The organism is Hydrogenophaga sp. Root209, assembly GCF_001428625.1.
Classification (GTDB): Bacteria; Pseudomonadota; Gammaproteobacteria; order Burkholderiales; family Burkholderiaceae_C; genus Hydrogenophaga.
Genome location: NZ_LMIE01000007.1, coordinates 1 through 23,179 on the forward strand (window position 1 = coordinate 1; position 23,179 = coordinate 23,179).

Here is a 23,179-nt window from a genome sequence, read left to right on the forward strand (position 1 = left end):
GCGTGAACCTCTTCGCGGCCTGCACGGTGGCGAAGATCTCGCTGGACCGCATCGTGGGCCACCTGCTGCCTTTCGTGCTGGTCATCATGGGCTGCCTGRCCCTCATCACCTACCTGCCTTCGATCTCGCTCGCCTTGCGCGACGCGGTGTTTGCCAAGCCGCCGGTGGTCGAGCCCGCGATCGGCCCCAGCATCGGCCCTCAATGAACGCAAAGGAACACCCATGGCACTGAACCACATCGCCAACACCGCCGTGCGCTCGGCCTCGGGCCAGACGCTGCCGGTCATCGACCCGGCCGACGGCCAGGCCTTTGACACCATCGAGCGCAGCAACGCCGCCGACATCGACGCCGCCGTGCGCGCCGCGCGCGAATGTTTCGAGCGCACCTGGGCGCGCACCACCGCCGCCGAGCGCGGGCGCCTGCTCATGAAGCTGAGCCAGAAAGTGGCCGAGCACGCCGACGAACTCGCCGCCATCGAACAGCGCGACTGCGGCAAGCCGGTGGCACAGGCCAAGGCCGACGCGCTCGCGCTGGTGCGCTACTTCGAGTTCTACGCCGGTGCCGGCGACAAGCTGCACGGCGACACCATTCCCTACCTCGACGGCTACAGCGTGCTCACCTGGCGCGAACCGCACGGGGTGACCGGCCACGTGGTGCCCTGGAACTACCCGATGCAGATCTTTGGACGCTGCGTGGGCGGCGCGCTGGCGGCCGGCAATGTGTGCGTGGTCAAACCGTCCGAAGACGCCTGCCTGTCGCTGCTGCGCGTGGCCGAACTGGCGGTGGAGGCCGGCTTTCCGGCCGGCTGCATCAACATCGTCACCGGCTACGGCCACGAGGTGGGCGACGCGCTGGCGCGCCACCCGGGCATCGACCACATCAGCTTCACCGGCAGCCCGCGCGTGGGCACGCTGATCCAGCAGGCCGCGGCCGAACGCCACTGCCCGGTCACGCTGGAGCTGGGTGGCAAGGGCCCGCAGATCGTGTTTGCCGACGCCGATGTCGACGCCGCCCTGCCCTTCATCGTCAATGCCATCGTGCAGAACAGCGGCCAGACCTGCAGCGCCGGCTCGCGCCTGCTGGTGGAGCGCTCGCTGTACGAGCCCCTGCTGGAACGCCTGGGCGAGCGCTTCACGGCGCTGCGCGCCGGCCCACCGGCCATGAACCTGGACCTGGGCCCGTTGATCCGCCAGAGCCAGCAGGAGCGCGTGCGCGGCTTCCTGGACCAGGCCCGGGCCGACGGCATCGCCACCGTGGCGCAAGGCCGCGTGGTGGACGAAGCCGCCGCCAGTGGCTTCTACGCTGCGCCCACCTTGCTGCGCGATGTGCCGGTGGACCACCGCCTGGCGCAGGAAGAAGTGTTCGGCCCGGTGCTGTCGTCCATGGTGTTTGACGACGAAGACCACGCCGTGCAGCTCGCCAACGCCACGCCCTTTGGCCTGGTGGCCGGCGTGTGGACGCGCGACGGCGGGCGCCAGTTCCGCATGGCCAGACGCGTGCGTGCTGGCCAGGTCTTCGTCAACAACTACGGCGCGGGCGGCGGCGTGGAGCTGCCGTTTGGCGGCGTCAAGTCGTCGGGCCACGGACGCGAAAAGGGCTTCGAGGCCCTGTACGGATTCACCACCCTCAAGACCGTGGCCATCAAACACGGATGACCCCCCGCGCCGCCTTCGGCGTCACCCCCCCAAGGGGGGCGATGCCAGCAGACCGGCAAAGCCGGATCTGCGGCACCTCTGGACGGCGACCCAGGCACCCAGACGTTTCTGCAACCCAGACCGGTTTCCCCTATTCAACGGAGTTCACCACCATGCGAGTCAAAGATCTTTCCATCATCGTCACCGGCGCAGGCAGCGGCTTCGGCGAGGGCATTGCCCAGCGCCTGGCCGAAGAAGGCGCCCAGGTCATCGTGAACGACATCGACACGGCCAACGGCGAACGCGTGGCCGCCGCCATCGTGGCCGCGGGCGGACGCGCATCCTTCGTCGCCGGTGACGTGACGAAATCGGCCGACGTGAAAGCACTGGTGGAGGCCACGCTCGAGCGCCACGGCAAACTGGACGTGATGGTCAACAACGCCGGCTGGACGCACCGCAACCAGCCCGCGCTGGACGTGAGCGAGGACGATTTCGACCGCTGCTACGCGGTCAACGTCAAGAGCATCTACCTGGCCACCGTGCACGCCGTGCCGGCGCTCAAACGCAACGGCGGCGGCAGCTTCATCAACATCGCCTCCACCGCCGGCGTGCGCCCCCGGCCGGGGCTGACCTGGTACAACGGCTCGAAGGGTGCGGTCATCACCACCAGCAAGTCGCTCGCGGCCGAACTGGGACCGGACAACATCCGCGTGAACTGCATCAACCCGGTGATGAACCCGTTCACCACGCTGGGTCCTTCGTTCGCGGGTGGCGAGCTCACCGAAGAGCGCTTGAACAAGTTCCGCTCCACCATTCCGCTGGGCCGGTTCTCCACGTCGCTGGACGTGGCCAACGCTGTGCTCTACCTCGCCAGCAGCGAGGCCGCCTTCATCTCGGGCGCCTGCCTGGAAGTGGACGGGGCACGCTGCGTCTGAGGTTTTTTCGGAGCCAACTGCGGGGCACGATCTGACTGTGGGCTCGGCGTGGCGGGGTCGGCTTGAGACTGGGTGGAGCCGTCCGATTTCGGTGCCCCAAAGGGCGGAGGCGCTCAGCACCTGACATTCGACTGCCGGAGCTCTGGGGGACGGCTATGCATTAAAGACCGGGTACTGGAAGACGTGTATTCGCAGCCTGTCACCAAACGAACTGCCCTACATGCAGTGAAATGGCGCAGCTGAACCCGAGCAGACCTGGAGCGATGAAAGACTAGATCAGGTCACCCGCTATTGCTGACGCGCATACCGACCGGGAGGCAGTCCAACATGGCGGCTGAACGCAGTGCTGAACGTGCTGGCCGAGCTGTAGCCCACCCGCTCGGCCACGTCGGCGATGGCCACACCACTGCGGCCCAGCAGGTCCTTGGCCAGAGCCATGCGCCACGCCAGCAGGTACTCCATGGGCGGAAGACCCACGGCGCGCGAAAACCGTTCGAAGAAAGTCGAGCGGGACAGCGCGGCCTCCCTGGCCAGTGCGTCCACCGTCCACGCGCGTGCCGGGGCTGCGTGCATCAAACGCAAGCCCACGGCTATCCGGGCGTCGGCCAGCCCGCGCAGCAGACCAGGCGGTGCGCTGTCTTCAGTGGTTGAGCGCAGCGCCTCGATCAGCAGCAGCTCCACGAGCCGGGCCAGCACCAGCTCACGGCCCGGCCGCGTTTCGAGTGACTCTTCCCGAACCAGCTTCACCAGGACCGGCAGACGCTCGATGCCGCACACGTGCAGCAGCGACGGCAGCAGCGAGACCAGCAACGTGGAATCGGGTGAGTCGAACTCGAAGTAGCCGCCCAGCATGCGGACCTCGGGCGGCCCGGCCTGCCGCCCATGACGCAGCTCGTCCGCCGACCTCTGCGTGTCCTTCGGGTCGAGCAACACCGGCACCGCAGGCTCCTGGCTTGAAAGCGTGAACCCAGGCGTGGCCGGCATCAACACGAAGTCCCCCGCGTGCAAGGCGACCGGTTCTTGCTGCTCCACCGCCAGCACGCATTCCCCCTCCAGCATCGTGCAAAAGCTTGGCTGACCGAAGGCCGAATAGCGCACGGCCCAGGCGCCAGCCCCGCTGATGACTTTGGAGAACACAGCTCGCGGTCGCATCAGCGCAACGACATCGGCGAGTGGATCGACCATAGCCGGACTCCTGCAAACTAAATGTGGACTATTGATTGTAGAAGATCCGACCCATGACCGGTATCGTTGCGTCATTCCACAACCGAACCACAAGGACTTCTGACATGAAAACCGTTCTGATCACTGGCTGCTCTTCCGGCTACGGCCTCGAAACCGCGCGCCACTTCCACACAAAAGGATGGAGGGTGGTGGCCACGATGCGCGTCCCGCGCACCGACCTGCTGCCGGCCTCTGCCAGCCTGCAGGTGCTGCCGCTGGACGTTACCCGGCCCGAGAGCATCGCCAGCACGCTGGAGGCCGCAGGACCCATCGACGTGCTCGTCAACAACGCCGGCCTTGGCCTCTTCGGCGCCTTCGAGGTAACACCCATGGCGACGGTGCGCGACATTTTTGACACCAACACTTTCGGCACCATGGCCATGACCCAGGCGGTGCTGCCGCAGTTTCGCGCCCGCCGCGCTGGCGTGGTGGTGAACGTGACTTCCAGCACCACGCTGACGCCCATGCCACTGGTAGCGGCCTACACCGCCAGCAAGGCCGCCATCGAAGGGTTCACCGAGTCGCTGGCATTAGAGTTGGAGGCCTTCAACGTGCGCGTGAAGCTGGTTGAACCCGGCTATGCACCCACCACCCGGTTCGCGGCCAACGGTGCCGAGCGCATGCAGGGCTTGGTCCCCGAAGCCTACGTGTCCTACGCCCAATCGGTCTTCGCCAAGCTGGGGCAGTCAGCAGCAGTCACAAGCGAACAGGATGTGGCCGAGGCCGTGTGGTTGGCCGTGAACGATGTGGCGCCCACGCTGCGGTACGCCGCCGGCGCCGACGCGGTGGCGCTGGCTGCGCGCAACCCGCGGTTCGCCGGCACAGCCCGTGAATACGCTGACGTCCTTTGATGTCGGCTCAACTCACCATGAAAGCCAACCTGAACGCGCCTGGCATGAGGGCTACGTTTCTCGCAGCATTGCTGTTGATGGGATGCGCTTCCACCGAGGCGCCCGCGCCCACCGGCCTTCACCCGCAAACGCTATCGGAGCTGCGCCGCACGGTGGCGGCACCCGGGAAACGCCCAACGGTCGCGCTCGTCTTGGGCGGGGGCGGCTTGCGCGGGTTCGCGCACGTGGGTGCCTTGCAGGCACTCGAAGAAGCCGGAGTGCGCCCCGACATCGTTGTCGGCACGTCGGCCGGCTCGGTGGTGGGCGCGGCTTACGCCAGCGGCTTGAGCGTCGAGAAGATTCGGCAGGCCGCCCTTGATGTGAAGGTGTCGTCGTTGCTCGACTTCACCTGGCAGTCCGGTGGGTTCATCCGCGGGGACAACCTCGCGAGCTGGGTCAACACCGTCATCGGTGACACGCGAATCGAGAACTTCCCCATCCGCTTTGCAGCAGTCGCAACCGACCTGCAGAGCGGGCAGCCGCTGCTGCTGGCGCACGGGTATGCCGGACGGGCCATTCAGGCGTCTTCTGCTGTGCCAGGGGTGCAGCTGCCGGTGTCGTACGCAGGGGGGAGCCTTGTCGACGGTGGCGTCACCAGCTTGGTACCGGTGCGCTTCGCCCGCGCCATGGGTGCTGATGTCGTCATCGCGGTGGACATCTACTGCCAGAGCCTCCGAACCGCCGCGCTGACCGTGCCGTCTGTGCTTGGCAAAGTCATGCATACCCAAAGCTGCCTGATCGCGGCGCCGGAAATGGCGGAGGCGGACGTGTTGGTGGCGCCCGTTGTAGATGTTCCCAGCATGTCTGACCGAGCCTCGCAAGTGATGGCCATGGATGTGGGGTACCGGGCCACGCGCAGGGCGTTGGCGAATTGGCGAAGCACGGCTGCCGATCCTTTGTGTTCACCGACGCCTGCTTCTGCTTGCCAGGCTTCGAAGGGGCATGAAGATCACAGTGGCAGCCGCATGAGCTCGTCGGCTGCTGGCGACTGACGGGAGATGCTGCGAACTTGGCATCTGTCTTCGAGACCCGCTAAAGACTGGATGGAGTCACTCGAGCTTGGCGCTCCGAAATTCAGAGGCGTTTCTTACCGGGCATTCGACAGCCCGCGCTTGTACGACCGCGGTGCCTCCGAATCCAGACACTCGACAAGCGGTGACCGAAGCCCCGCGAATAACCGGTTAAGCACGAGCGGAATGGAATTGAATGGCTGAGCTGAAGCGGCCATGCCACGCGGGCTGTCTCGCTTGCCTCTTGGCTATTGCTCGTTCCATTTGCCGAAATGACGTTGTCGATGGCGGTTCGGGCAGAGCTCAAACATCTGCCACAGCATTTGCGCCGCCTAAGGCCCGAGGGGACTCAGTCATGGACATCCGAGTACAGCGTACCGGCAAAGTCACGCATGAAGATCCTCAGGCGCGAAGCTGAACTGCGAAGGTCAGCAAAGACTCAAGCATGCGCTGTAGCGTCGGCTGAATTAACGCAGCCCGCTCAGGCCGGTAGGCAAATGGCCAGCTTTCGTCCATATAGACACATTGCGCCATCTCCAGCTGAACCGCATGCACGCCCAGTGCGGGGTTGCCGTAGTGCCGGGTGATGTGCCCGCCCTTGAAGCGGGCGTTGAGCACCGCGCTGCAGCCCGGCGCTGCCTGCGCCAGCCCCAGCAGCGTATCGGCCAGCTCTGCTGCACAGCTCGTGCCACTGGCCGTGCCCAGATTCAGATCGGGCAGCCGCCCTTCAAAGAAGCGCGGCACTACGGAGCGAATGGAGTGCGCATCCCACAGCGTCGCGCAACCGTGCTCGGTTTTAAGTCGCGACAGCTCGGTGGCCAGTTGATCGTGGTAGGGGCGCCAATGCGCGCTGACCCTACGCTGTACTTCCGCCTCATCGGGCTCCAGCCCGGGCAGATAGAGAGGCGTTTGGTCGAACATGTCGACGGGGCAGAGTCCGGTGACGTTTTGGCCCGGGTACAGGCTGGCGCCATCCGGCGGTCGGTTGAGGTCGATGACGTAGCGCGAATAGGTGGCCATCAGGATCGAAGCGCCCATGTCGCGCGCGAATCCGTAGAGCTGATCCAGGTGCCAATCCGTGTCGTGAACCTCAAGTGCCTTGGGCACCATGCGCGACGCCACATCGGGCGGGATATGGGTACCCATGTGGGGGATGGATACCAGCAAGGGCCGGGTACCCGCGTGGAACACAAAGGGGGGAGGGGCGGTCGTTACCATGGCAATCCTCAGGCTGTTGTGAGCAGTGTGCGCCGTGCGGCGGCGAATGCGCGCTGGGTCTGCGCTGCCAGCGGGTGGTAGCCTGACTCAACGCGCACCCGCCCCCCCGACCAAACCGTGTGAATGGCGCTGGTGCGGTGGCTTGCGAAGACATGGGCCGAGAGCATCAAATCGGGCGAAGGCAGCGAGGCCAAAGCCGGGTGCCCAGCATCCAGCGCCACGGCGTCCATGCGATGTCCAACCCCCAGGCCGGCCACGGGTCGACCACTGACCTGGGCGCCGCCGGCGACCGCAGCCAGCGTCATGGCGGTGGCCACGCTGGACTGCGCTTCGGAGGACAGCACGTTGCGCTCGCGCGAGGCCAGGCGCTGGCTGTATTCAAACTGCATCAGTTCCTCGGCCGCGTTCACGCAGGCATGGCTGTCCGACCCGATGCCCCAGCGACCGGTGGCGGCGAGCCAGCTGGCGCTGTCAAAAATGCCATCACCCAGGTTGGCCTCGGTGCTGGGACAAATGCCGGCCACTGCGCCGGTGCGCGCAGCCTGCCGAGATTCTTCAGCGGTCATGTGAGTGGCGTGCACCAGGCACCAGCGTTCATCCACTGGCGCATGATCCAGCAGCCATTGCACCGGGCGCTGGCCGCTCCAGGCCAGACAGGCGTCCACCTCGCCCGTTTGTTCGGCGATGTGGATGTGGATGGGCGCGGTGGCGTCCAGCGAGGTGAGGCCGGCAACAGCTTCTGTGAGCGCCTCAGGCGGTACCGCGCGCAGCGAATGGGGTGCCAGCCCCAGACGCGCACCTTGGGATTCGCAAAGCGGTTTGAGGCGCTCCAGCAGCGCCAACATGTTGTCGGTCGAGCGCAGGAAGCGGCGTTGGCCGGCGTTGGCCGGCTTGCCACCAAATCCACTGGTCTGGTAGAGCACCGGCAGCAGCGTCAGGCCAATGCCCGCGCTCGAAGCCGCTTCGATCAGGCAGGCAGAGAGGGTGGCGTCATCCGCATATGGCTGACCATCGGCTTCGTGGTGCAGGTAGTGGAACTCGCACACGCTGGTGTAGCCGGCCTCCAGCATTTCCACATACAAAGCGGTGGCGATGAGACGCAATTGCTCGGGCGTTATGGCCCCCGCAAAGCGGTACATCAACTCACGCCAACTCCAGAAGCTGTCATTGGGCGCGCCAACGCTGCGCTGTTCGGTCAGGCCCGCAAAGGCGCGTTGGAAGGCGTGGGAATGCAGGTTGGGCATGCCGGGCACCAAGGGACCCAGAGCGCGGGAGGCGCCAGAATTGGCCTGGGCGTCAGTCGTGACCGAGGTCAACACCCCTCGTTCATTCCAGGTCAGCAAAACGTTGCGCGCCCAGCCGCTGGGCAGCAGCGCATGTTCGGCAAACAGCGATTGCACGGATTTCACAGCACCTCCGGTTGAACAGCGATGCGCCCCTGGCGCACCACACGGCAGGCTGGGCGCTGGCCCAGCCAGTAAACGAGTTCCGCCAGCTCACCCAGGGGCCAGAGCACGAAGTTGGCAGGCATGCCGACCGCGATTCTTCCGTGGGTCTGTTGCAGACCCAAGGCATGGGCGGCGTGGTGTGTCACGCCAGCCATGGCTTCGGGCACGGTGAGGCGAAACAGGGTGCTGGCCATGTTGAGCATGAGCAACAGGCTGAGCGCGGGCGAGGTGCCCGGGTTGTGGTCGGTGGCCACGGCCATGGGCACGCCCGCCTCCCGCAGCGCCTGTATCGGCGGCAGATGCGTGTCGCGCAGAAAGTAATAGGCACCGGGCAACAGCACAGCCACCGTGCCACTGGCTTTCATCGCGGCGATGCCGCCGGCGCTCAGGTGTTCGATGTGGTCACACGAAAGCGCGTTGTAACGCGCCGCCAATGCCGAACCACCCATGTCGGACAACTGCTCGGCATGCAGCTTGATCGGCAGGCCCAGGCGTTGCGCGGCTTGAAACACCTGCTCAGTCTCGGCCAGTGAGAAGCCAATGGTTTCGCAGAAGACGTCCACTGCGTCGATCAGGCCTTCGGCCGCGAGCGCGGGCATCATGTCTTCGCAGACCCCCTCGATATAGGCATGGCTGCGCCCCGCGAACTCGGGTGGCAAAGCATGCGCGCCGAGAAAGGTGGTTTTCACGGTGACGCCAAAGGCCTCGCCCACTCGGCGCGCCACGCGCAATTGTTTGCGCTCGGTTTCCAGGTTCAGACCGTAGCCTGATTTGATTTCGAATGCACAAACGCCTTCGTTCAGCAGCGATTGCAGGCGCGGCGCGGCCAGTGCAAACAGTTCATCTTCGCTCGCCGCGCGCGTTGCCTTCACGCTGGAGACGATGCCACCGCCCGCCTTGGCCACCTCTTCGTAGGTGGCCCCGCCCAGGCGCATGGCGAATTCGTTGGCCCGCTGCCCCCCGTAGACCAGATGGGTGTGGCAGTCGATCAACCCGGGCGTGACCAGCGCATGCCCGCCATCGTGCGCCGGTGTGCCAGGCTTCAGCATCGGAAGCTGATCGCGTGGCCCGACAAAAGCGATGTGTCCATCCTCGATCAGGATGACCGCGTCGTCCATGGCAGGCGACTCCAGTGCGGTGGCGCCAGGGGCCAGGCGCAGTGCCGTCCAGAGGCCGTCGGCGCTCGGCAGGGTGTGAAAGGATGGGTTCATCGGGGCGGTTGAATCAGGACGGCAATCAAGGCAGCGTCATCACTCTGGGCTGTCAGCGTCCACGCACTGGGCTCATCGTGCCACCACAGCCCCTCGTCCGCTAAAAGGACATGACCGTTGGCGTGCCAGTGTCCGCGGCAGGCAAACAGCAGGCCGTGGGACTGCTGCGTTAAATGTGCTGCGCTGCTCAGCACCTGCACGCTGGCCGAACAGGCTGAGCGGCGGACCATGACGTTGAAATCGTGGCAATCCGGGCCGAGCAGATCGGCTTGCACCACCCGCTCGCCAGCGAAGTCAAAGGGATGCAAGGGTTGGTCCAGACGGTGGCTGACCGTACCGTCAACCGATTGCAACGCCACGCCAGCACCTTCGAGTAAGGTGATCACGCGGTCCACGCCGGGAAAGGCGGAGAACGGCCCGCTGCTGGCGATGTGCGCGATGCTCACGCGCCAGTCGAAATCGGTGACGCCAGAGCCGGGCGGCCAACTCACGATTTCGCGCGTCAAGCCACCCCCGTTCTTCCAGGGCTGGGCCACCAGATCGGCACGCCTGAAACGGTGTACGTTGGTCATGTCCACAGTGATGCCAACATGTCCTGATGTGACCCGCTGAGCGCGCCCGAGAGCACCAGCGACTTGGCGGCTTCGATGTCGGGCGCGAACAGGCGGTCGCGGTCGTAAAACGGCACCCGTTCACGCAGCATGGCGTGCGCCCTCTCCAAGCGTGGACTGGTGGCCAGGGGCTTCAAGAAATCCACGCCTTGCGCGGCGGCCAGCCATTCGATCGCCAGGATGGTGCCCGTGTTGTCGGCCATCTCGGCCAGGCGACGTCCCGCGAAGGTGGCCATGCTCACATGGTCCTCCTGGTTCGCACTGGTGGGCAGGCTGTCCACGCTGGCTGGATGGGCCAGCGATTTGTTCTCCGACGCCAGGGCGGCCGCCGTGACGTGGGCGATCATGAAGCCGCTGTTGAGGCCCGGGTTGTCCACCAAGAAGGGCGGCAGGCCGGAGAGGCTGCTGTCGATCAGCAGCGCGATGCGGCGCTCGGCAATCGCGCCGATTTCGGCGATCGCCAGGGCCAGCGTGTCGGCGGCGAAGGCCACCGGCTCGGCGTGGAAGTTGCCGCCCGACAGCACATCGCCCGTGTCGGTGAAGACGAGCGGGTTGTCGGTCACCGCGTTGGCTTCGATCAGCAGGGTGCGTGCGGCCTGGCTGATGAGATCGCGGCAGGCGCCCATGACCTGCGGCTGGCAGCGCAGGCTGTAGGGGTCTTGCACGCGCTCGTCGTTGTCCAGGTGAGAGCGACGGATGGCGCTGCCTTCGAGCAGGGCGCGTGTCACGGCGGCCAGGGCGATCTGACCGGGCTGGCCGCGCGCGGCGTGGATGCGCGGATCGAAAGGCGCGTCGCTGCCCTTGGCCGCGTCCACGCTCAGGGCGCCGGTCACGGTGCCGGCTTCCAGCAGGCGCTCGGCCATGAACAGACCGTGCAAGGCCAGCGCGGTGGACACCTGCGTGCCGTTGATCAGCGCCAGACCTTCTTTGGCAGCGAGCGTGAGCGGCTCGATCCGCGCGGCCTTCAGGGCCTGGTGGGCGGGTATCACGGTGCCGTTCACGCGTACATCGCCTTCACCTATCAGCGCCAGGGTCATGTGTGACAACGGCGCAAGATCGCCCGATGCGCCCACCGAGCCCTTGATCGGGATCAACGGCGTGATACCTGCATTGAGCAGGGCCATGATCGTGTGCACGACCACCGGTCGAACGCCGGAGTACCCGCGCGCCAGGCTCACCGCCTTCATCACCAGCACCAGCCGCACGGTGGCGTCGCTCATGGCCTCTCCGGTGCCCACAGAGTGGGACAGGATGAGGTTGCGCTGCAGCAGCTCCAGCTGTTCATCGGGGATGCGCGTCTTGGCGAGCTTGCCAAAACCGGTGTTGATCCCATAGGCGGCGTCGCCTTTTTCGACAATGCGCTGGACGGTGGCCGCAGCGGTTTCCATCACCGCCTGCGCGGCGACGGGCAGCGCCAGGGGCGCCGGGCTTTGCCAGATCGCGCGCAGCGCGGCCAGAGTCATCTGGCCAGGGTTGAGAACCAAACTTGTGCTCATGGGGTGACCTGCTTCAGCCGATCATGGGCAGGTTCAATCCTTGCTTTTTCGCGGTTTCGATCGCCAGTTCGTAACCGGCATCGGCGTGGCGCATCACGCCCGAGCCGCAGTCGTTGACCAGCACGCGCGCCAGGCGTTCGGCCGCGGCATCGGTGCCGTCGGCCACGATGACCATGCCCGAATGCTGCGAGTAGCCCATGCCGACGCCACCCCCGTGGTGCAGGCTGACCCAGCTCGCGCCGCCTGCGGTGTTGAGCAGGGCGTTGAGCAGCGGCCAGTCGCTCACTGCGTCGGTGCCGTCCATCATGGACTCAGTTTCTCGGTTGGGACTGGCCACAGAACCGGTGTCCAGGTGGTCACGACCAATCACGATGGGCGCCTTGAGCTCGCCGTTCTTCACCATCTCGTTGAAGGCCAGGCCCGCCAGGTGGCGCTCACCCAGACCCAGCCAGCAAATGCGTGCCGGCAGACCTTGGAAGGCGATGCGCTCGCGGGCCATGTCGAGCCAGCGGTGGGTGTGCTGGTTGTGGGGGAACAGCTCCTTGATCTTGGCGTCGGTCTTGTAGATGTCTTCCGGATCACCCGACAGTGCCACCCAGCGGAACGGCCCCTTGCCCTCGCAGAACAGCGGACGAATGTAGGCGGGCACGAAGCCGGGGAAGTCGAAGGCGTTCTTCACCCCTTGGTCGAACGCCACCTGGCGGATGTTGTTGCCGTAGTCCACGGTGGGAATGCCCATGGATTGAAAGTCGAGCATGGCTTGCACATGCACCGCACAGCTCTTGGCGGCAGCGTCGGTGAGCTGCGCATGCTGAGCCGGCGTGCGCTGGGCTTCTTTCCACTGCGCCACGGTCCAGCCGCTGGGCAGGTAGCCGTTGATCAGGTCGTGGGCGGAGGTCTGGTCGGTCACCAGGTCGGGCTTGATGCCGCCGGCTTTCGCTCGCTTGACCAGCTCGGGCAGGATGTCGGCGGCGTTGCCCAGCAGAGCAATGGACACGGCCTCTTTTTTCGCCGTGTGGTGGGCAATCAAGGCCAGCGCATCATCGATATCCTTGGCCTGCTTGTCCACGTAGCGCGTGCGCAGTCGGAATTCGATGCTGCTTTGCTGGCATTCGATGTTGAGCGAGCAGGCGCCGGCCAGCGTGGCGGCCAGGGGTTGCGCACCCCCCATGCCACCCAGGCCTGCGGTCAGAATCCATTTACCGGAAAGATCGTTGTTGTAGTGCTGGCGTCCGGCCTCGACGAAGGTCTCGAACGTGCCCTGCACGATGCCCTGGCTACCGATGTAGATCCAGCTGCCGGCCGTCATCTGGCCGTACATGAACAAACCCTTGCGGTCGAGTTCGTTGAAGTGTTCCCAGTTGGCCCACTTGGGCACCAGGTTGGAGTTGGCGATCAAGACGCGCGGCGCGTTCGAGTGGGTCTTGAAAACCCCGACAGGTTTACCGGACTGCACCAGCAGGGTCTCATCGTCGTTCAGATCTTTCAGCGAAGCGAGGATCTGGTCGAAACAGGCCCAGTCGCGCGCCGCGCGGCCGATGCCGCCGTACACGACGAGATGCTGCGGGTTCTCGGCCACTTCCGGGTCGAGGTTGTTCTGGATCATGCGGAAGGCGGCTTCGGCGATCCAGTTTTTGCAGCTGAGTTCGCTGCCGCGAGGGGCGCGGATGACGCGGGTGGGGTCGAAACGAGGGTCGTTGTTGGAGGTCATGATTTATCTCCTGAAAGGGCTGTGAAAAAGAGGCTCAATGCAGGCCGAGATAGGCTGCGGTGAGTTGGGGGTCATTCCGGGCGGCTTCGGCGGTGCCTTGCCAGACCGTGCTGCCGGACTCCAGGACGCAGACGTCGTCTGCGATCTTCAGCACGCGCTCGGTGTTCTGCTCCACCAGCAACACTGTCATGCCGTCGCTGCGCAACTGGATGAGCGCCTGGTAGCAAAGATCGATGATCTTGGGCATGAGGCCCAGGGAGAGCTCGTCGATCATGATGAGGCGCGGTCGCGTCATGAGCGCACGACCAATGGCCAGCATCTGCTGTTCACCGCCCGACAGGTTGCCGGCCAGGGAGTTCAATCGCTCGCCCAGGCGCGGGAACAGCGCCAGCACACGGTCGCGGTCTTGCGCAAACACCTGCGCAGGCTGCACCATGCCGCCCACGCGCAGGTTGTCCTCCACGCTGAGGTCTTTGAACAGCCGCCGGCCCTCGGGTGAGATGGCGATGCCCTTGCGCACACGCTCGGTCGGCCCCATCGCTGAAATGTCTTCACCATCAAGCTGGATGGTGCCGCCTTGGCGTTGAACGTGCCCGGCGATACACATCAAGGTGGACGACTTGCCAGCGCCATTGGCTCCCAGCAAGCCGGTGATGGTGCCCGGGCGCAGCGACAAGGAGAGCCCGTGGACGGCCTGAAACGCACCGTAGCCGCAGGAAATGGATGTGAGGTCAAGCATGTTGCTCCTCCGAATCGGGATGGGCACCCGCCGCCGCCGCACCCACGGTGTCGCCACCCAGGTAGGCGGCACGCACGACCGGATCGGCCATCACGGTGCGCGGTTCGCCGTCACCAATCTTCTTGCCGTTGTCCAGCACGACCAGGCGCCGACAGATGCGCATGACCTCACCCAGGTTGTGTTCGATCAGCACGACGGTCAAGCCTAGCTGGTTGATCTCGGCGATGGTCGTTGCAAGGGCGTGGGCCTCCTGGGAATTCAGGCCGGCCAGGGGTTCGTCGAGCAACAGCAGGCGCGGCTTGAGCGCCAGGGCACGCGCCAGCTCCAGGCGCTTGAGCACCCCCAGGGGCTGGATGCCCGGTCTCTGCGACGCCATGCTGGCGATGCCTACGCGCGCCAGTTCGACCTGGGCCACCCCCAGCTCCCGTTCGGTGGACACATTGAGCAAGGCGCGCAGCGGACTGATGGTCTTGCCACTGGCTGCCGCCATGGCGACGTTGTCGGCAATGCTGATGTCCCGCAGGGGTTTGACCAGTTGCTGCGACAAGGACATGCCGCGCTGGATGCGTTGGTGGATCGGCAGTCCGTTGAGCGACTCACCGGCCAGTGACACGCTGCCCTCCGTGGGCTGCACCACGCCAATGATGGAGCGCATCATCGTGGTCTTGCCCGCGCCGTTGGGACCGATAAGTCCGAGCAGGTCCCCCTCGTGAACTTCGAAAGACACATCGTCCACAGCGGTCAGTCCGCCGAAGCGCACGGTGACGTGATCCACCTTCAGCAGAGGGGCGCCGGAATCAGGAGACTTGCTCATGATTGGCCTCCTTGAGCAGGCGCTTTCGCCGTGAAAAGGCGTTTGGCCAGCCCGGTCATGCCACCAGGAGAGAAACGCATCATGAGGAACAGCAACCCCCCGTAGACCAGCAGCTTGTAGTCGCCGATCACCTGGAACCAGGCCGGCAACACCGACAGCAGAGCGGCCGCAATAATGACGCCCGGCACCGAACCGATGCCACCGAAGACCACCATGGACAACACGGTGATGGACTCCACGAAGCCAAAGCTCTCGGCTCCGATGAAGTTCAGGTGGTAGGCATAGAACGCGCCCGAGAGGCCGGCCAGCGCTGTGCCCATGGCAAAGGCGGCCAGCTTGTAGCGCGGCACGTCGATGCCCAGCACACGCATGGTGTCTTCGTCTTCGGCAATGCCGATGAACACCCGACCCATCCAGCTGCGCTTGATGTACACACTCAAGGCGGCGACGGCGGCACACACGACCAAGGCCAGCGCCATGAAGCCCACACGGCCCAGACCATGGTCGGGGATGGACGAGATGCCCAGCTCCCCGCCCAGCACGTCCTGTTGTCGAACAATGCCCACGAACAGGAAGCCCACCCCCATGGTGGTGATGGCCAGGAAGTCGGCGCGCACGCGCAGCGAGGCCAGACCAACGATCACGCCCAGCAGCCCGGCGAGGATCATCGCCAAAGGCAAGGTGGCAAGAAACGGCCAGCCTGCCTGGCCCAGCATCGCGGCCGCGTAAGCTCCGACCCCTTGAAAGGTGGCGTGGCCCAGGCTGATCTGACCGCAGAAACCCGTGATCAGGTTGAGCGAGAGGGCGAACATCACTGCGATCGCCATGGTGGTCAGCAGGGAGATTTCGTAGTTCATGGTGTGTGGCTTCCTCTTCAGCGGCGGGCAAACAGGCCCTGAGGACGCACCATCAACACGGCAATCAGGAAAGCGAACGCGATGGCGTTGCGGTCCAGGAAGTTGCCCAGGTAGATCGTGCCGAAAGATTCGATGACACCGAGCAGCAAGGCGGCGGCCAGCGTGCCAGGCACCGAGCCGAGCCCTCCCAGCACGATGATTGCCAGGGCCTTGTAGGACGGCACGCTGCCCATGGTCGGCTCGACCAGATTGTTCAGCAAGGCCACCCACACGCCAGCGAATCCCGCCAGCGCCGAACCCACGAAGAAGTTGATGTCACGCACCCGACGCAGCGAAATGCCAAAGGACTCTGCCATCTGCGGGTCCGAGACCGTGGCCTGGCACGCAATGCCCACGCGGGTGCGCGCTTGCAGCCAGGCCAGGACGCCGATGATCACCGCCGTGCTGAGCATCACCAGCAGCTCGGCCAGCTTGAATTGCAGTCCGCCCCCGATGGGGATTTGCTGTTGCAACGCAGGGTTGGCGAACGACATGCCCTGTGCGCCGAAGATGATGCGAAACGCTTCTTCCGAGGCGATGAAGAGCCCGATGGACGCGATCAGTGCCACGTACGGCGGCTGACTCAGCAGAGGCTGGTAGGCCAGCCGGAACATGACCACGCCCCCGAAACCCGCAACCAAGGCCGCGCAAAGAAAGCCCAGGGCAAGGCTGCCGCTGGCGTTGCACACCAGCACGCCAACATAGCCACCGAGCGTGAACAGCGCCGCGTGTGCCACATGGAGGATGCGCAGCAGGCCATAGACCAGGGTGAGCCCCAGCGCCACGAGGGCGTAGATGCTGCCCTGGATCAGGCCTTGCGCGACGAGTTCGATCGCGAGCATGGTCGGATCCCCGGCTTACTTGGTTTTGGTGGGCGGGGCCAGCAGCACTGGGTCGGAAATGACCGAGTGGCGACGGAAGGCTTTGTCCTTGACGATTTGCACCTGGATGTCCTTTTTCACTTCGTGCAGGTCATTGAACGCCAGCCTGCCGATAGGCATGTCGTAGCTGCCAGCTGCGATGGCATCGCGCAAAGCCGCGCCGCCTTTACCGCCGGTTTTCTTCAAGCCTTCAATGGCCACCGCCGTGGCGGTGAAGGAAGCTGCGGCGACCATGTCGGCGCCCGAACCGGTGGCCTTGCGGTAGTCGGCCAGGAAGGCCTTGGTCGCTGGCGCGTCGGAGTCACGGTCCAACGAAGTGGTCACGAACGTACCCTCGGAAGCTGGGCCGGCGATTTCGATGAACTTGTCGGAGTCGTACCCCTCCTGGCCGATGATCGGAGCGGTCACCCCGGCAGCGCGCAGCTGGCTCACCAGCGGGCCAGCCGTGAAGAAGTAGCCCGAGGCATAGATCACATCTGGGTTGTCGGATTTCACCTTGCTCACCAGCGGGCCAAACTGGCGGTCAGGCATGCCGTACTCGTACTCGTTGACGATGTTGATGCCCAGCTTGGGCGCAGCCTCCTTGAAGCCGGCAGCCAATGCCTGGCCAAAGTCGTTCTTCAGCGTCACAAGCACCACGTTCTTCTTGCCCAGGTTCTGCACCAGCTTGGCGCCACCCCGACCCTGGACCTCGCCCATGGCAGAAACGCGGAACATGTAGTCACCAGCCAGGGTGATGTCGGGATGAATGGCGTAGGCCACGACGTAGGGCACCTGGGCACGTTGGAAAATCGAAGCCGCAGCACGCGTGGACCCGGAGTACGAACCAGAGACGGCCACAACCACCTGGTCCTTTTCGACCATCTTGGTCGCCGACGGCACGGCTTCTTTCGGAGAAGCCTGGTCGTCGTAGATCACCAGTTCGATTTTCTGGCCGGCCACGCCGCCTTTGGCGTTGGCTTGTTCGACGGCCAGCTTGGCCCCGTCCAACGCCGATTTGCCGTCGGCTGCGGCAAAACCTGTCAAGGGAACATTGAAGCCCAGCTTGAGCTGAGCCCAGGAAGGCGAAGCGGAAAATGCCATGGCCGCAGCAACGACTGGCAGCAATAAAAAGCGGGTGGTGCGGGATTTCATGAACAGGTCCTTTCGGTGGCGGGCGTTGGATCAGGGTTGCCCAGGCTTGACAGGTGGGTGCGCGGCTTATACATATACAACTATCATGAAAAACAAAGCAAGTTGTATATACATTTGAGCGAAATCAGAATGTACTGAGCACCGAAACCCCTGTCAATGGTGTTTCTGCCAACCACGGGAAAACCCTTAAACAATGACCAAAGCCTCGTTGACCACCAAACGCCAGCCCGCCTTCCAGACGGTCAAGATCCACGTCCTGACCAAGATCCATGACGGTGTGTGGAAGGAAGGGGAAGCCATTCCCACCGAAGAAGCTTTGGCGCGCGAATTCGGCGTATCGCGCATGACGGTGAATCGTGCGATCCGCGAACTGTCAGACGAACAGATCGTCGAGCGGATCCAGGGCTCGGGCACCTACGTGGCCCAACAAAAGTACCAGTCCACCCTGGTCGAAATCCGCAACATCGCCGATGAGATCGCTGCGCGCGGCCACAGGCACCGCAGCGAGCTGCACCGTCTGGAGCGCATGAAGGCAGGGGAAACGCTGGGACGTCGCTTCAAAATGCAGGCCGATCAGGTCCTGTACCACTCGGTGGTTGTGCACTTTGAAAACGGACACCCGATTCAGGTCGAAGACCGTCATGTCAACCCCAGCGTGGCCCCCGACTACCTCGCACAGGACTTCAACGGACTGACGCCCAATGCCTACCTGATGCGCGTGGCGCCGCTGCAAGGCGTGCACTTTGAAATTGAGGCGTGCCTGCCCCCCAGTCATATTCGCGAGATGTTGCACATGCCCGCCGACGAACCTTGTCTGGTGCTGCACAGGCAAACCCAATCGATGGGACAGGTAGCCTCCGTGGCCGTCATGTGGCACCCCGCCTCACGCTACCGCTTCACCGGCCACTTTTGAAGCATTGGCGCTGCAGGGACAAATGCAGATGCACCAACGTTGCACCAGCGATGGAGATCAAACAGCGTTGCAGTGGCCAGACGCCTCAAGCGCGTCCAGCCTGTCATTGCCCCAGAAGAGCTCGCCATTACAAAAAAAGCTGGGGGCGCCAAACACGCCACGGTCTTGCGCTTCCTGGGTGTTGGCCTCAACCTGCTTCTTGAACACCGGGTCATCGATCGACGCCCGGACTGCGTGGGCATCCAGCCCGGCCGCGGCACCCAGCGCCGCGAGCTGGTCGGGGTCGCTGATGTCGCGCGACTCGCTCCAGTAGGCCCGCATCACCGCCGACACAAACGGCTCGGCCCGACCATGCTGAGCGGCAAAGACCGTTGCCCGCAGCGCACGCACCGGGCGCAGCGGAAACGCCGGGCGATAGCGCAGTTCAAGCCCCAGTTGCTCGGCCCAGTGTTGCATGTCGGCCTTGAACCAGCGAACAAAGGCGGCGTTGGCATCCAGCGGTCGGCGCCCGTCGACGCGCTCGATCAGACGAGCCAAGTGCATGGGTCTCCAGATCAGCTCGCGGTTCAGGCGGCGGGCGATCGCACCGATGCGCAGCGCTGCGAAGTAGCACCACGGGCTGTGGCAGTCGAAGAAGAATTCGATGGGAGACGCCTGTGCTTCCGTTGCCGCTTTGTTGGTTGGGGCTGGCGCCAGAAAACGGTCCAGTTGCACCAGCGCCCGTTCGTGCACGCCTCGCATGATGACCCGACCGTCTTGATGCGCAGAAACCGCAAAGCGCAAGCGACGGCCCTGTGCTTCCTGCAACTGCGCCTGTGCCGACACCTCACGCCCCGGCAGCGCGGGCGCCAGATGCGAGACGTCTATTCGTGTCCCCACCGTGGCTTCGCCGGACTCAAAGAGGTCGCGCATAGCGCGGTGGCTCGCCTCCTCCAGCATGCCCACCAGATAGGGCGAGGACACCACCTGCACACCGTCGTTGCCAATGGCAGCAGCCGTTGACTCAGGCCCAGGCACAACGCAGTGCAACCCCATACGCCCCACCACAGCCGGCCTCACGGCAGCACGTCCAGTTGCGTGGCCAGAGCGGCGGTTTGCAGGTCGCGCTTCTTGATCTTCCCGCTGGAGGTCATGGGCCACTCGCCGACCTGGAAATAGTGCACCGGGTGTTTGAAGGCCGCCACTTTGCCGGCCAGAAAAGCCTTGAAGCCCGCGGCAGAGGCTGCGCCGCGCAAGCTGACGGCGGCCGCCACCGTTTCGCCGTAGTAGGTATCGGGCAGTCCAAAGACCGCCACTTCTGCCACCGCCGGGTGTTCGCGCAGCAAGTTCTCCACCTCCACCGGATAAATGTTTTCACCGCCGCGGATGATCATGTCGCGCAGCCGACCACCTGCCACCACCACCCGGCCATCCGGGCGCATCACCATGCGTGCGCGCACCTCGATTTGGCCCGATGCCATGGCTGGCAGGCAGTCCCGGGTGTCGGGATGTGCAATCCGCACCTCCATTCCATCGAGCGGCCGGCCACAGGTTTCCCACCGGTGCGGACTGTCGGGTGTGTCAAGCGCAATCAGGGTGCTGGCTTCGGTCTGGCCATACACCTGGACCAAGCCCGGCAATGGAAATTCAGCCGAGCAACGCGCCAGCACTGTGGGATCGCAATCGGCACCGCCACAGGTGCCTGCACGCAAGGAGCTGAGGTCGTACTGGGGCCGGTTCGGATGCTGCAGCATGCTCAGGTAGGACGTGGGCACGCCGGTGAGCAAGGTGCAGCGTTCGCTGTCAATGATGCGAAACATGTGCTCGGCGTCAAACGCCGGCACTCCCACATAGGTTGCACCATGGCTGAGGCAGCCCATCAGGTTCATGAGCAGATGGGTGTTGATCGGCACCAGCACCGCACCAAGGCCAGCCATCGCAGTCAGTGTCACCGCCCATTCGGCCCGATTCTCGGCCCATAGCGCCACCGCGCCACCCTCCCCGACGCCCAGGCGGCGCAAGGCTATGGCCAAACGATTCGATTGCAACAGCCACTGAGCGAAGCTCAACCGTTCATTGGCCAGCGGGAACACCACGCCCTCGCGATCGGGCCACTGCGCTGCACTCCGTTGCAATGCGTCGTATGCGTTGCGCGGCACCTCGGTGGCACCAGGCAGGCCCACTTGTCCTGTGCCCAGCTCGGGGCATTCAATCATGTCATTCATTGCCAAGCTCTCTTTCAAACGACTTCACACCGTGGATGAAACCTGTATATCGAGGTCGTTCCAGGTCGCGTCGAAGTGGTCGTTGAAACGGGAGGAGCGACGCAGCGCGATTGGGTCGTCTTCAGCGGCGCCGAGGTCAATGTCGCAAATCGCCTTCACAGTGCCGGGGCGGTGCGACAGCACCAGCACCCGATCGGCCATGGCTACCGCTTCGGCAATGTCGTGCGTCACCAGAATGGCCGACTTGTTGCGGTCGCGGATGATGCGCCTGACGTCACCCTGCAACACCAGCCTGGTCTGGAAATCCAATGCCGAAAAGGGTTCGTCAAGCAAGATGGCCTTGGGGTCCAGCGCCAGTGTTCTCATGAAGGCCACGCGCTGGCGCATTCCACCCGACAAGGCATTGGGACGGGCCTTCTCAAAGCCGGCCAGCCCGTAGCTTTTGATGAGCGCCATGGCCCGCTCACGCGCTTGCTCGGGACGCACACCCCTGACCTCAAGGCCCAGCGCGACGTTGTCAAGCGCGCTGCGCCAAGGCAGCAGCAAGTCTTTTTGCAGCATGTACCCGACATGCCCTCGAGCACCGCTGATGCGCTCGACGTCGACATAAATCGCACCCGATGTGGGCTGCAGCAAGCCGGCAATGATGGTGAAGAGTGTGGACTTGCCGCAGCCCGAGGGTCCGACAATTGCGAGGTTTTCACCCTCATGCAGATCAAAGCTCACGCCTTGAAAAACTGCCACTTCGCTGGCTGTGCCGGTGTTGAAGCTCATCGACACCTGGCGTGCCTCCAGCACGACTTGAGCATGTTTGTTCACCATTTGAATCTCGCTTCAACTTTGAGAAGAACCACATCCAGCACCAGAGCCAGAACCATCAAACAGAAGATGCCAACAAAGACCGAGTTGAGGTCGTACAGCGCGCCGGCGTTATAGATGAAATAGCCGAGGGCCTTTTTGGCAGAGATGTATTCACCCACTACGGCGCCGATCATGGCGAAACCAATGTTCAAGCGCATAGTGGCCAGAATCCAGGGCGTCGCACCGGGAACAATGACCTTGCGCCAGATGGTCAAGGGGCGCGCACCCAATGAACGCATGGGCTTGACCAGGTCCTGGTCCACCTCTTGGGTACCCTGGTAGACCGAGATAAGCGCCACAATGAAGGCAAGGCTGGCGGCGATGGCCACCTTGGCCCCCATGTCCACGCAAAACCAAACAATCACCAGCGGAGCCAAGGCAATTTTTGGAACGCCATTGATGGCAACGATGAGGGGCCGCAGGATTCGTGCAACGGTGTCGGACAGCCACAGCGCGAGACCCAACGCGCTGCCCAGCGTGGTGCCAATCGCAAAGCCAACAATTGCTTCAAACGCGGTCACTCCGATGTGGACAAATAGCTCACCCTCGCGCATCAGAGCGATACCTTTCTCCAAGATGCCTGAGGGTTGCCCGTATAAGTGGACCGGCGCCACGCCACTGCGGACCAGCAACTCCCAAGTCAGCAGAATGCCGAGCACCAACAGGACTTGATAGACAGGGATGCGGAACTTTTCGCCCAAGCCATTGGGCTTGGAACCACTCTGCGAATGTGTTGAATGCTGTGAACCGCTGTTGGGGGCTCGAGTAATGGTGCTGGCCATGGTTCAATCCCTCACGCCAAAGGCCTCGGTGGCCTTCAGTGGCGGATTCAACCGGTTGATGCAACGGTCTGGCTGAACATCTCAGCCGGCGTGTGGAAGCCGAGGGTCTTTCTCGGCCTCTCATTCAATTGTCTCGCCAATGCATTGAGCTTGGCTTGTGAGTAACTCGAGATGTCGATGCCCTTTGGCAGGTACTGCCTGAGCAAGTGGAGCCCATTCTGTTCCCCAAACGCTCCCCCGGCTCATCGACTACCAAACGCAAACCGACGTGAGACGTTTTGGCTGCTGCTCTCGCCAAAATTGGCTCGAAAACTGACTTCGAGCGTCACTGAAACCTTTAGATTGGTTGCTCGTAAGGCAGCCTTGACTGCGCGCGCCCGGCCAACGAGCCATGCACCGCAACGCCAAGAAGATCATGGTCTGACCATCCGTGGGTACGGCCGCAAGGCGTGCTTGTCAGATCAGTCAGCGCCGCGCGAGCGGCCTCAATATTCTGGGCTGCATGCAAGGTGATCAATGCCCTTGGAACCGGGCGTGTCGATGACAGCGATGTGGCCAATATCTTG

Annotated in this window: 21 protein-coding genes and 2 pseudogenes; 6 read left to right on the top strand and 17 right to left on the bottom strand. The window is 64.0% G+C overall.

Annotation, left to right across the window (positions count from 1 at the left end; genetic code table 11):
* The 3 genes and pseudogenes from ASE11_RS07440 to ASE11_RS07450 all read left to right on the top strand — a co-directional run.
* A pseudogene (locus ASE11_RS07440) lies at positions 1–206 on the top strand (TRAP transporter large permease subunit); the annotation flags it as partial.
* A 16-nt stretch (positions 207–222) separates the two neighbouring features.
* Positions 223–1,656, top strand: a complete 1,434-nt coding sequence (locus tag ASE11_RS07445) for an aldehyde dehydrogenase family protein (protein WP_056268808.1) — start codon at positions 223–225, stop codon at positions 1,654–1,656.
* Positions 1,657–1,808: 152 nt separating this feature from the next.
* Positions 1,809–2,570, top strand: a complete 762-nt coding sequence (locus tag ASE11_RS07450) for an SDR family oxidoreductase (protein ID WP_056268811.1) — start codon at positions 1,809–1,811, stop codon at positions 2,568–2,570.
* Positions 2,571–2,858: 288 nt separating this feature from the next.
* On the opposite strand, the gene ASE11_RS07455 is transcribed toward ASE11_RS07450, so the two are convergent.
* Positions 2,859–3,755 (bottom strand): AraC family transcriptional regulator, encoded by an 897-nt coding sequence (locus tag ASE11_RS07455; protein WP_056268813.1) that lies wholly within the window; start codon positions 3,753–3,755, stop codon positions 2,859–2,861.
* A 104-nt stretch (positions 3,756–3,859) separates the two neighbouring features.
* Between ASE11_RS07455 and ASE11_RS07460 the strand changes: the two genes are divergently transcribed.
* Both ASE11_RS07460 and ASE11_RS07465 read left to right on the top strand, forming a co-directional pair.
* On the top strand, positions 3,860–4,645 hold the full coding sequence (locus ASE11_RS07460; protein ID WP_056268814.1) for an SDR family oxidoreductase: 786 nt from the start codon (positions 3,860–3,862) through the stop codon (positions 4,643–4,645).
* Positions 4,646–4,662: 17 nt separating this feature from the next.
* Positions 4,663–5,676: a patatin-like phospholipase family protein gene (locus ASE11_RS07465; RefSeq protein WP_082585604.1), complete on the top strand. Its 1,014-nt coding sequence runs from the start codon at positions 4,663–4,665 to the stop codon at positions 5,674–5,676.
* Positions 5,677–6,096: 420 nt separating this feature from the next.
* On the opposite strand, the gene hutG is transcribed toward ASE11_RS07465, so the two are convergent.
* Genes hutG through ASE11_RS07520 form a run of 11 tightly spaced genes read right to left on the bottom strand, consistent with a single transcriptional unit; the run spans position 6,097 to position 17,853 of the window.
* Positions 6,097–6,912, bottom strand: coding sequence for an N-formylglutamate deformylase (gene hutG, locus ASE11_RS07470; protein ID WP_056268816.1), 816 nt, complete (start codon positions 6,910–6,912; stop codon positions 6,097–6,099).
* Positions 6,913–6,920: 8 nt separating this feature from the next.
* On the bottom strand, positions 6,921–8,312 hold the full coding sequence (locus tag ASE11_RS07475) for a formimidoylglutamate deiminase (protein ID WP_056268946.1): 1,392 nt from the start codon (positions 8,310–8,312) through the stop codon (positions 6,921–6,923).
* 5 nt (positions 8,313–8,317) lie between these two features.
* Positions 8,318–9,571, bottom strand: a complete 1,254-nt coding sequence (gene hutI / locus ASE11_RS07480; protein ID WP_056268818.1) for an imidazolonepropionase — start codon at positions 9,569–9,571, stop codon at positions 8,318–8,320.
* Positions 9,568–10,143 carry a HutD family protein gene (locus ASE11_RS07485; RefSeq protein ID WP_056268820.1) on the bottom strand — a complete coding sequence of 192 codons (576 nt, stop codon included), beginning with the start codon at positions 10,141–10,143 and terminating at the stop codon, positions 9,568–9,570. The genes hutI and ASE11_RS07485 overlap by 4 nt, the downstream gene beginning before the upstream one ends.
* A complete protein-coding gene (gene hutH / locus ASE11_RS07490; RefSeq protein ID WP_056268822.1) occupies positions 10,140–11,678 on the bottom strand; it encodes a histidine ammonia-lyase in 1,539 nt (512 codons plus the stop codon). The genes ASE11_RS07485 and hutH overlap by 4 nt, the downstream gene beginning before the upstream one ends.
* Positions 11,679–11,691: 13 nt before the next feature.
* Positions 11,692–13,389: a urocanate hydratase gene (gene hutU, locus ASE11_RS07495; RefSeq protein WP_056268825.1), complete on the bottom strand. Its 1,698-nt coding sequence runs from the start codon at positions 13,387–13,389 to the stop codon at positions 11,692–11,694.
* 34 nt (positions 13,390–13,423) lie between these two features.
* The gene (locus ASE11_RS07500) at positions 13,424–14,128 is read right to left on the bottom strand and encodes an ABC transporter ATP-binding protein (RefSeq protein ID WP_056268827.1); all 705 of its coding nucleotides are present in this window, start codon (positions 14,126–14,128) and stop codon (positions 13,424–13,426) included.
* A complete protein-coding gene (locus ASE11_RS07505) occupies positions 14,121–14,942 on the bottom strand; it encodes an ABC transporter ATP-binding protein (protein ID WP_056268828.1) in 822 nt (273 codons plus the stop codon). The genes ASE11_RS07500 and ASE11_RS07505 overlap by 8 nt, the downstream gene beginning before the upstream one ends.
* Complete coding sequence (locus ASE11_RS07510) at positions 14,939–15,799, bottom strand: branched-chain amino acid ABC transporter permease (protein WP_056268830.1); 861 nt, start codon at positions 15,797–15,799, stop codon at positions 14,939–14,941. The genes ASE11_RS07505 and ASE11_RS07510 overlap by 4 nt, the downstream gene beginning before the upstream one ends.
* A 17-nt stretch (positions 15,800–15,816) precedes the next feature.
* On the bottom strand, positions 15,817–16,680 hold the full coding sequence (locus ASE11_RS07515; protein WP_056268832.1) for a branched-chain amino acid ABC transporter permease: 864 nt from the start codon (positions 16,678–16,680) through the stop codon (positions 15,817–15,819).
* Positions 16,681–16,695: 15 nt separating this feature from the next.
* On the bottom strand, positions 16,696–17,853 hold the full coding sequence (locus tag ASE11_RS07520; protein WP_056268835.1) for an ABC transporter substrate-binding protein: 1,158 nt from the start codon (positions 17,851–17,853) through the stop codon (positions 16,696–16,698).
* 208 nt (positions 17,854–18,061) lie between these two features.
* Between ASE11_RS07520 and hutC the strand changes: the two genes are divergently transcribed.
* On the top strand, positions 18,062–18,766 hold the full coding sequence (gene hutC, locus ASE11_RS07525; RefSeq protein WP_235501223.1) for a histidine utilization repressor: 705 nt from the start codon (positions 18,062–18,064) through the stop codon (positions 18,764–18,766).
* 57 nt (positions 18,767–18,823) lie between these two features.
* Here hutC and ASE11_RS07530 read toward each other — a convergent pair whose 3' ends face one another.
* From ASE11_RS07530 to ASE11_RS25740, 5 genes and pseudogenes are all read right to left on the bottom strand, one after another.
* Positions 18,824–19,801, bottom strand: a complete 978-nt coding sequence (locus ASE11_RS07530; protein ID WP_056268838.1) for a thioesterase, FlK family — start codon at positions 19,799–19,801, stop codon at positions 18,824–18,826.
* 20 nt (positions 19,802–19,821) lie between these two features.
* Positions 19,822–20,970, bottom strand: a complete 1,149-nt coding sequence (locus ASE11_RS07535) for a class I adenylate-forming enzyme family protein (RefSeq protein WP_200959325.1) — start codon at positions 20,968–20,970, stop codon at positions 19,822–19,824.
* 24 nt (positions 20,971–20,994) lie between these two features.
* Entirely contained in the window at positions 20,995–21,792 is a 798-nt protein-coding gene (locus tag ASE11_RS07540) for an ABC transporter ATP-binding protein (protein WP_056268840.1), read from the bottom strand.
* Positions 21,786–22,613, bottom strand: a complete 828-nt coding sequence (locus tag ASE11_RS07545; protein ID WP_082585593.1) for an ABC transporter permease — start codon at positions 22,611–22,613, stop codon at positions 21,786–21,788. The genes ASE11_RS07540 and ASE11_RS07545 overlap by 7 nt, the downstream gene beginning before the upstream one ends.
* A gap of 47 nt (positions 22,614–22,660) precedes the next feature.
* A pseudogene (locus tag ASE11_RS25740) lies at positions 22,661–22,834 on the bottom strand (IS30 family transposase); the annotation flags it as partial.
* Between the last annotated feature and the right edge of the window lie 345 nt (positions 22,835–23,179).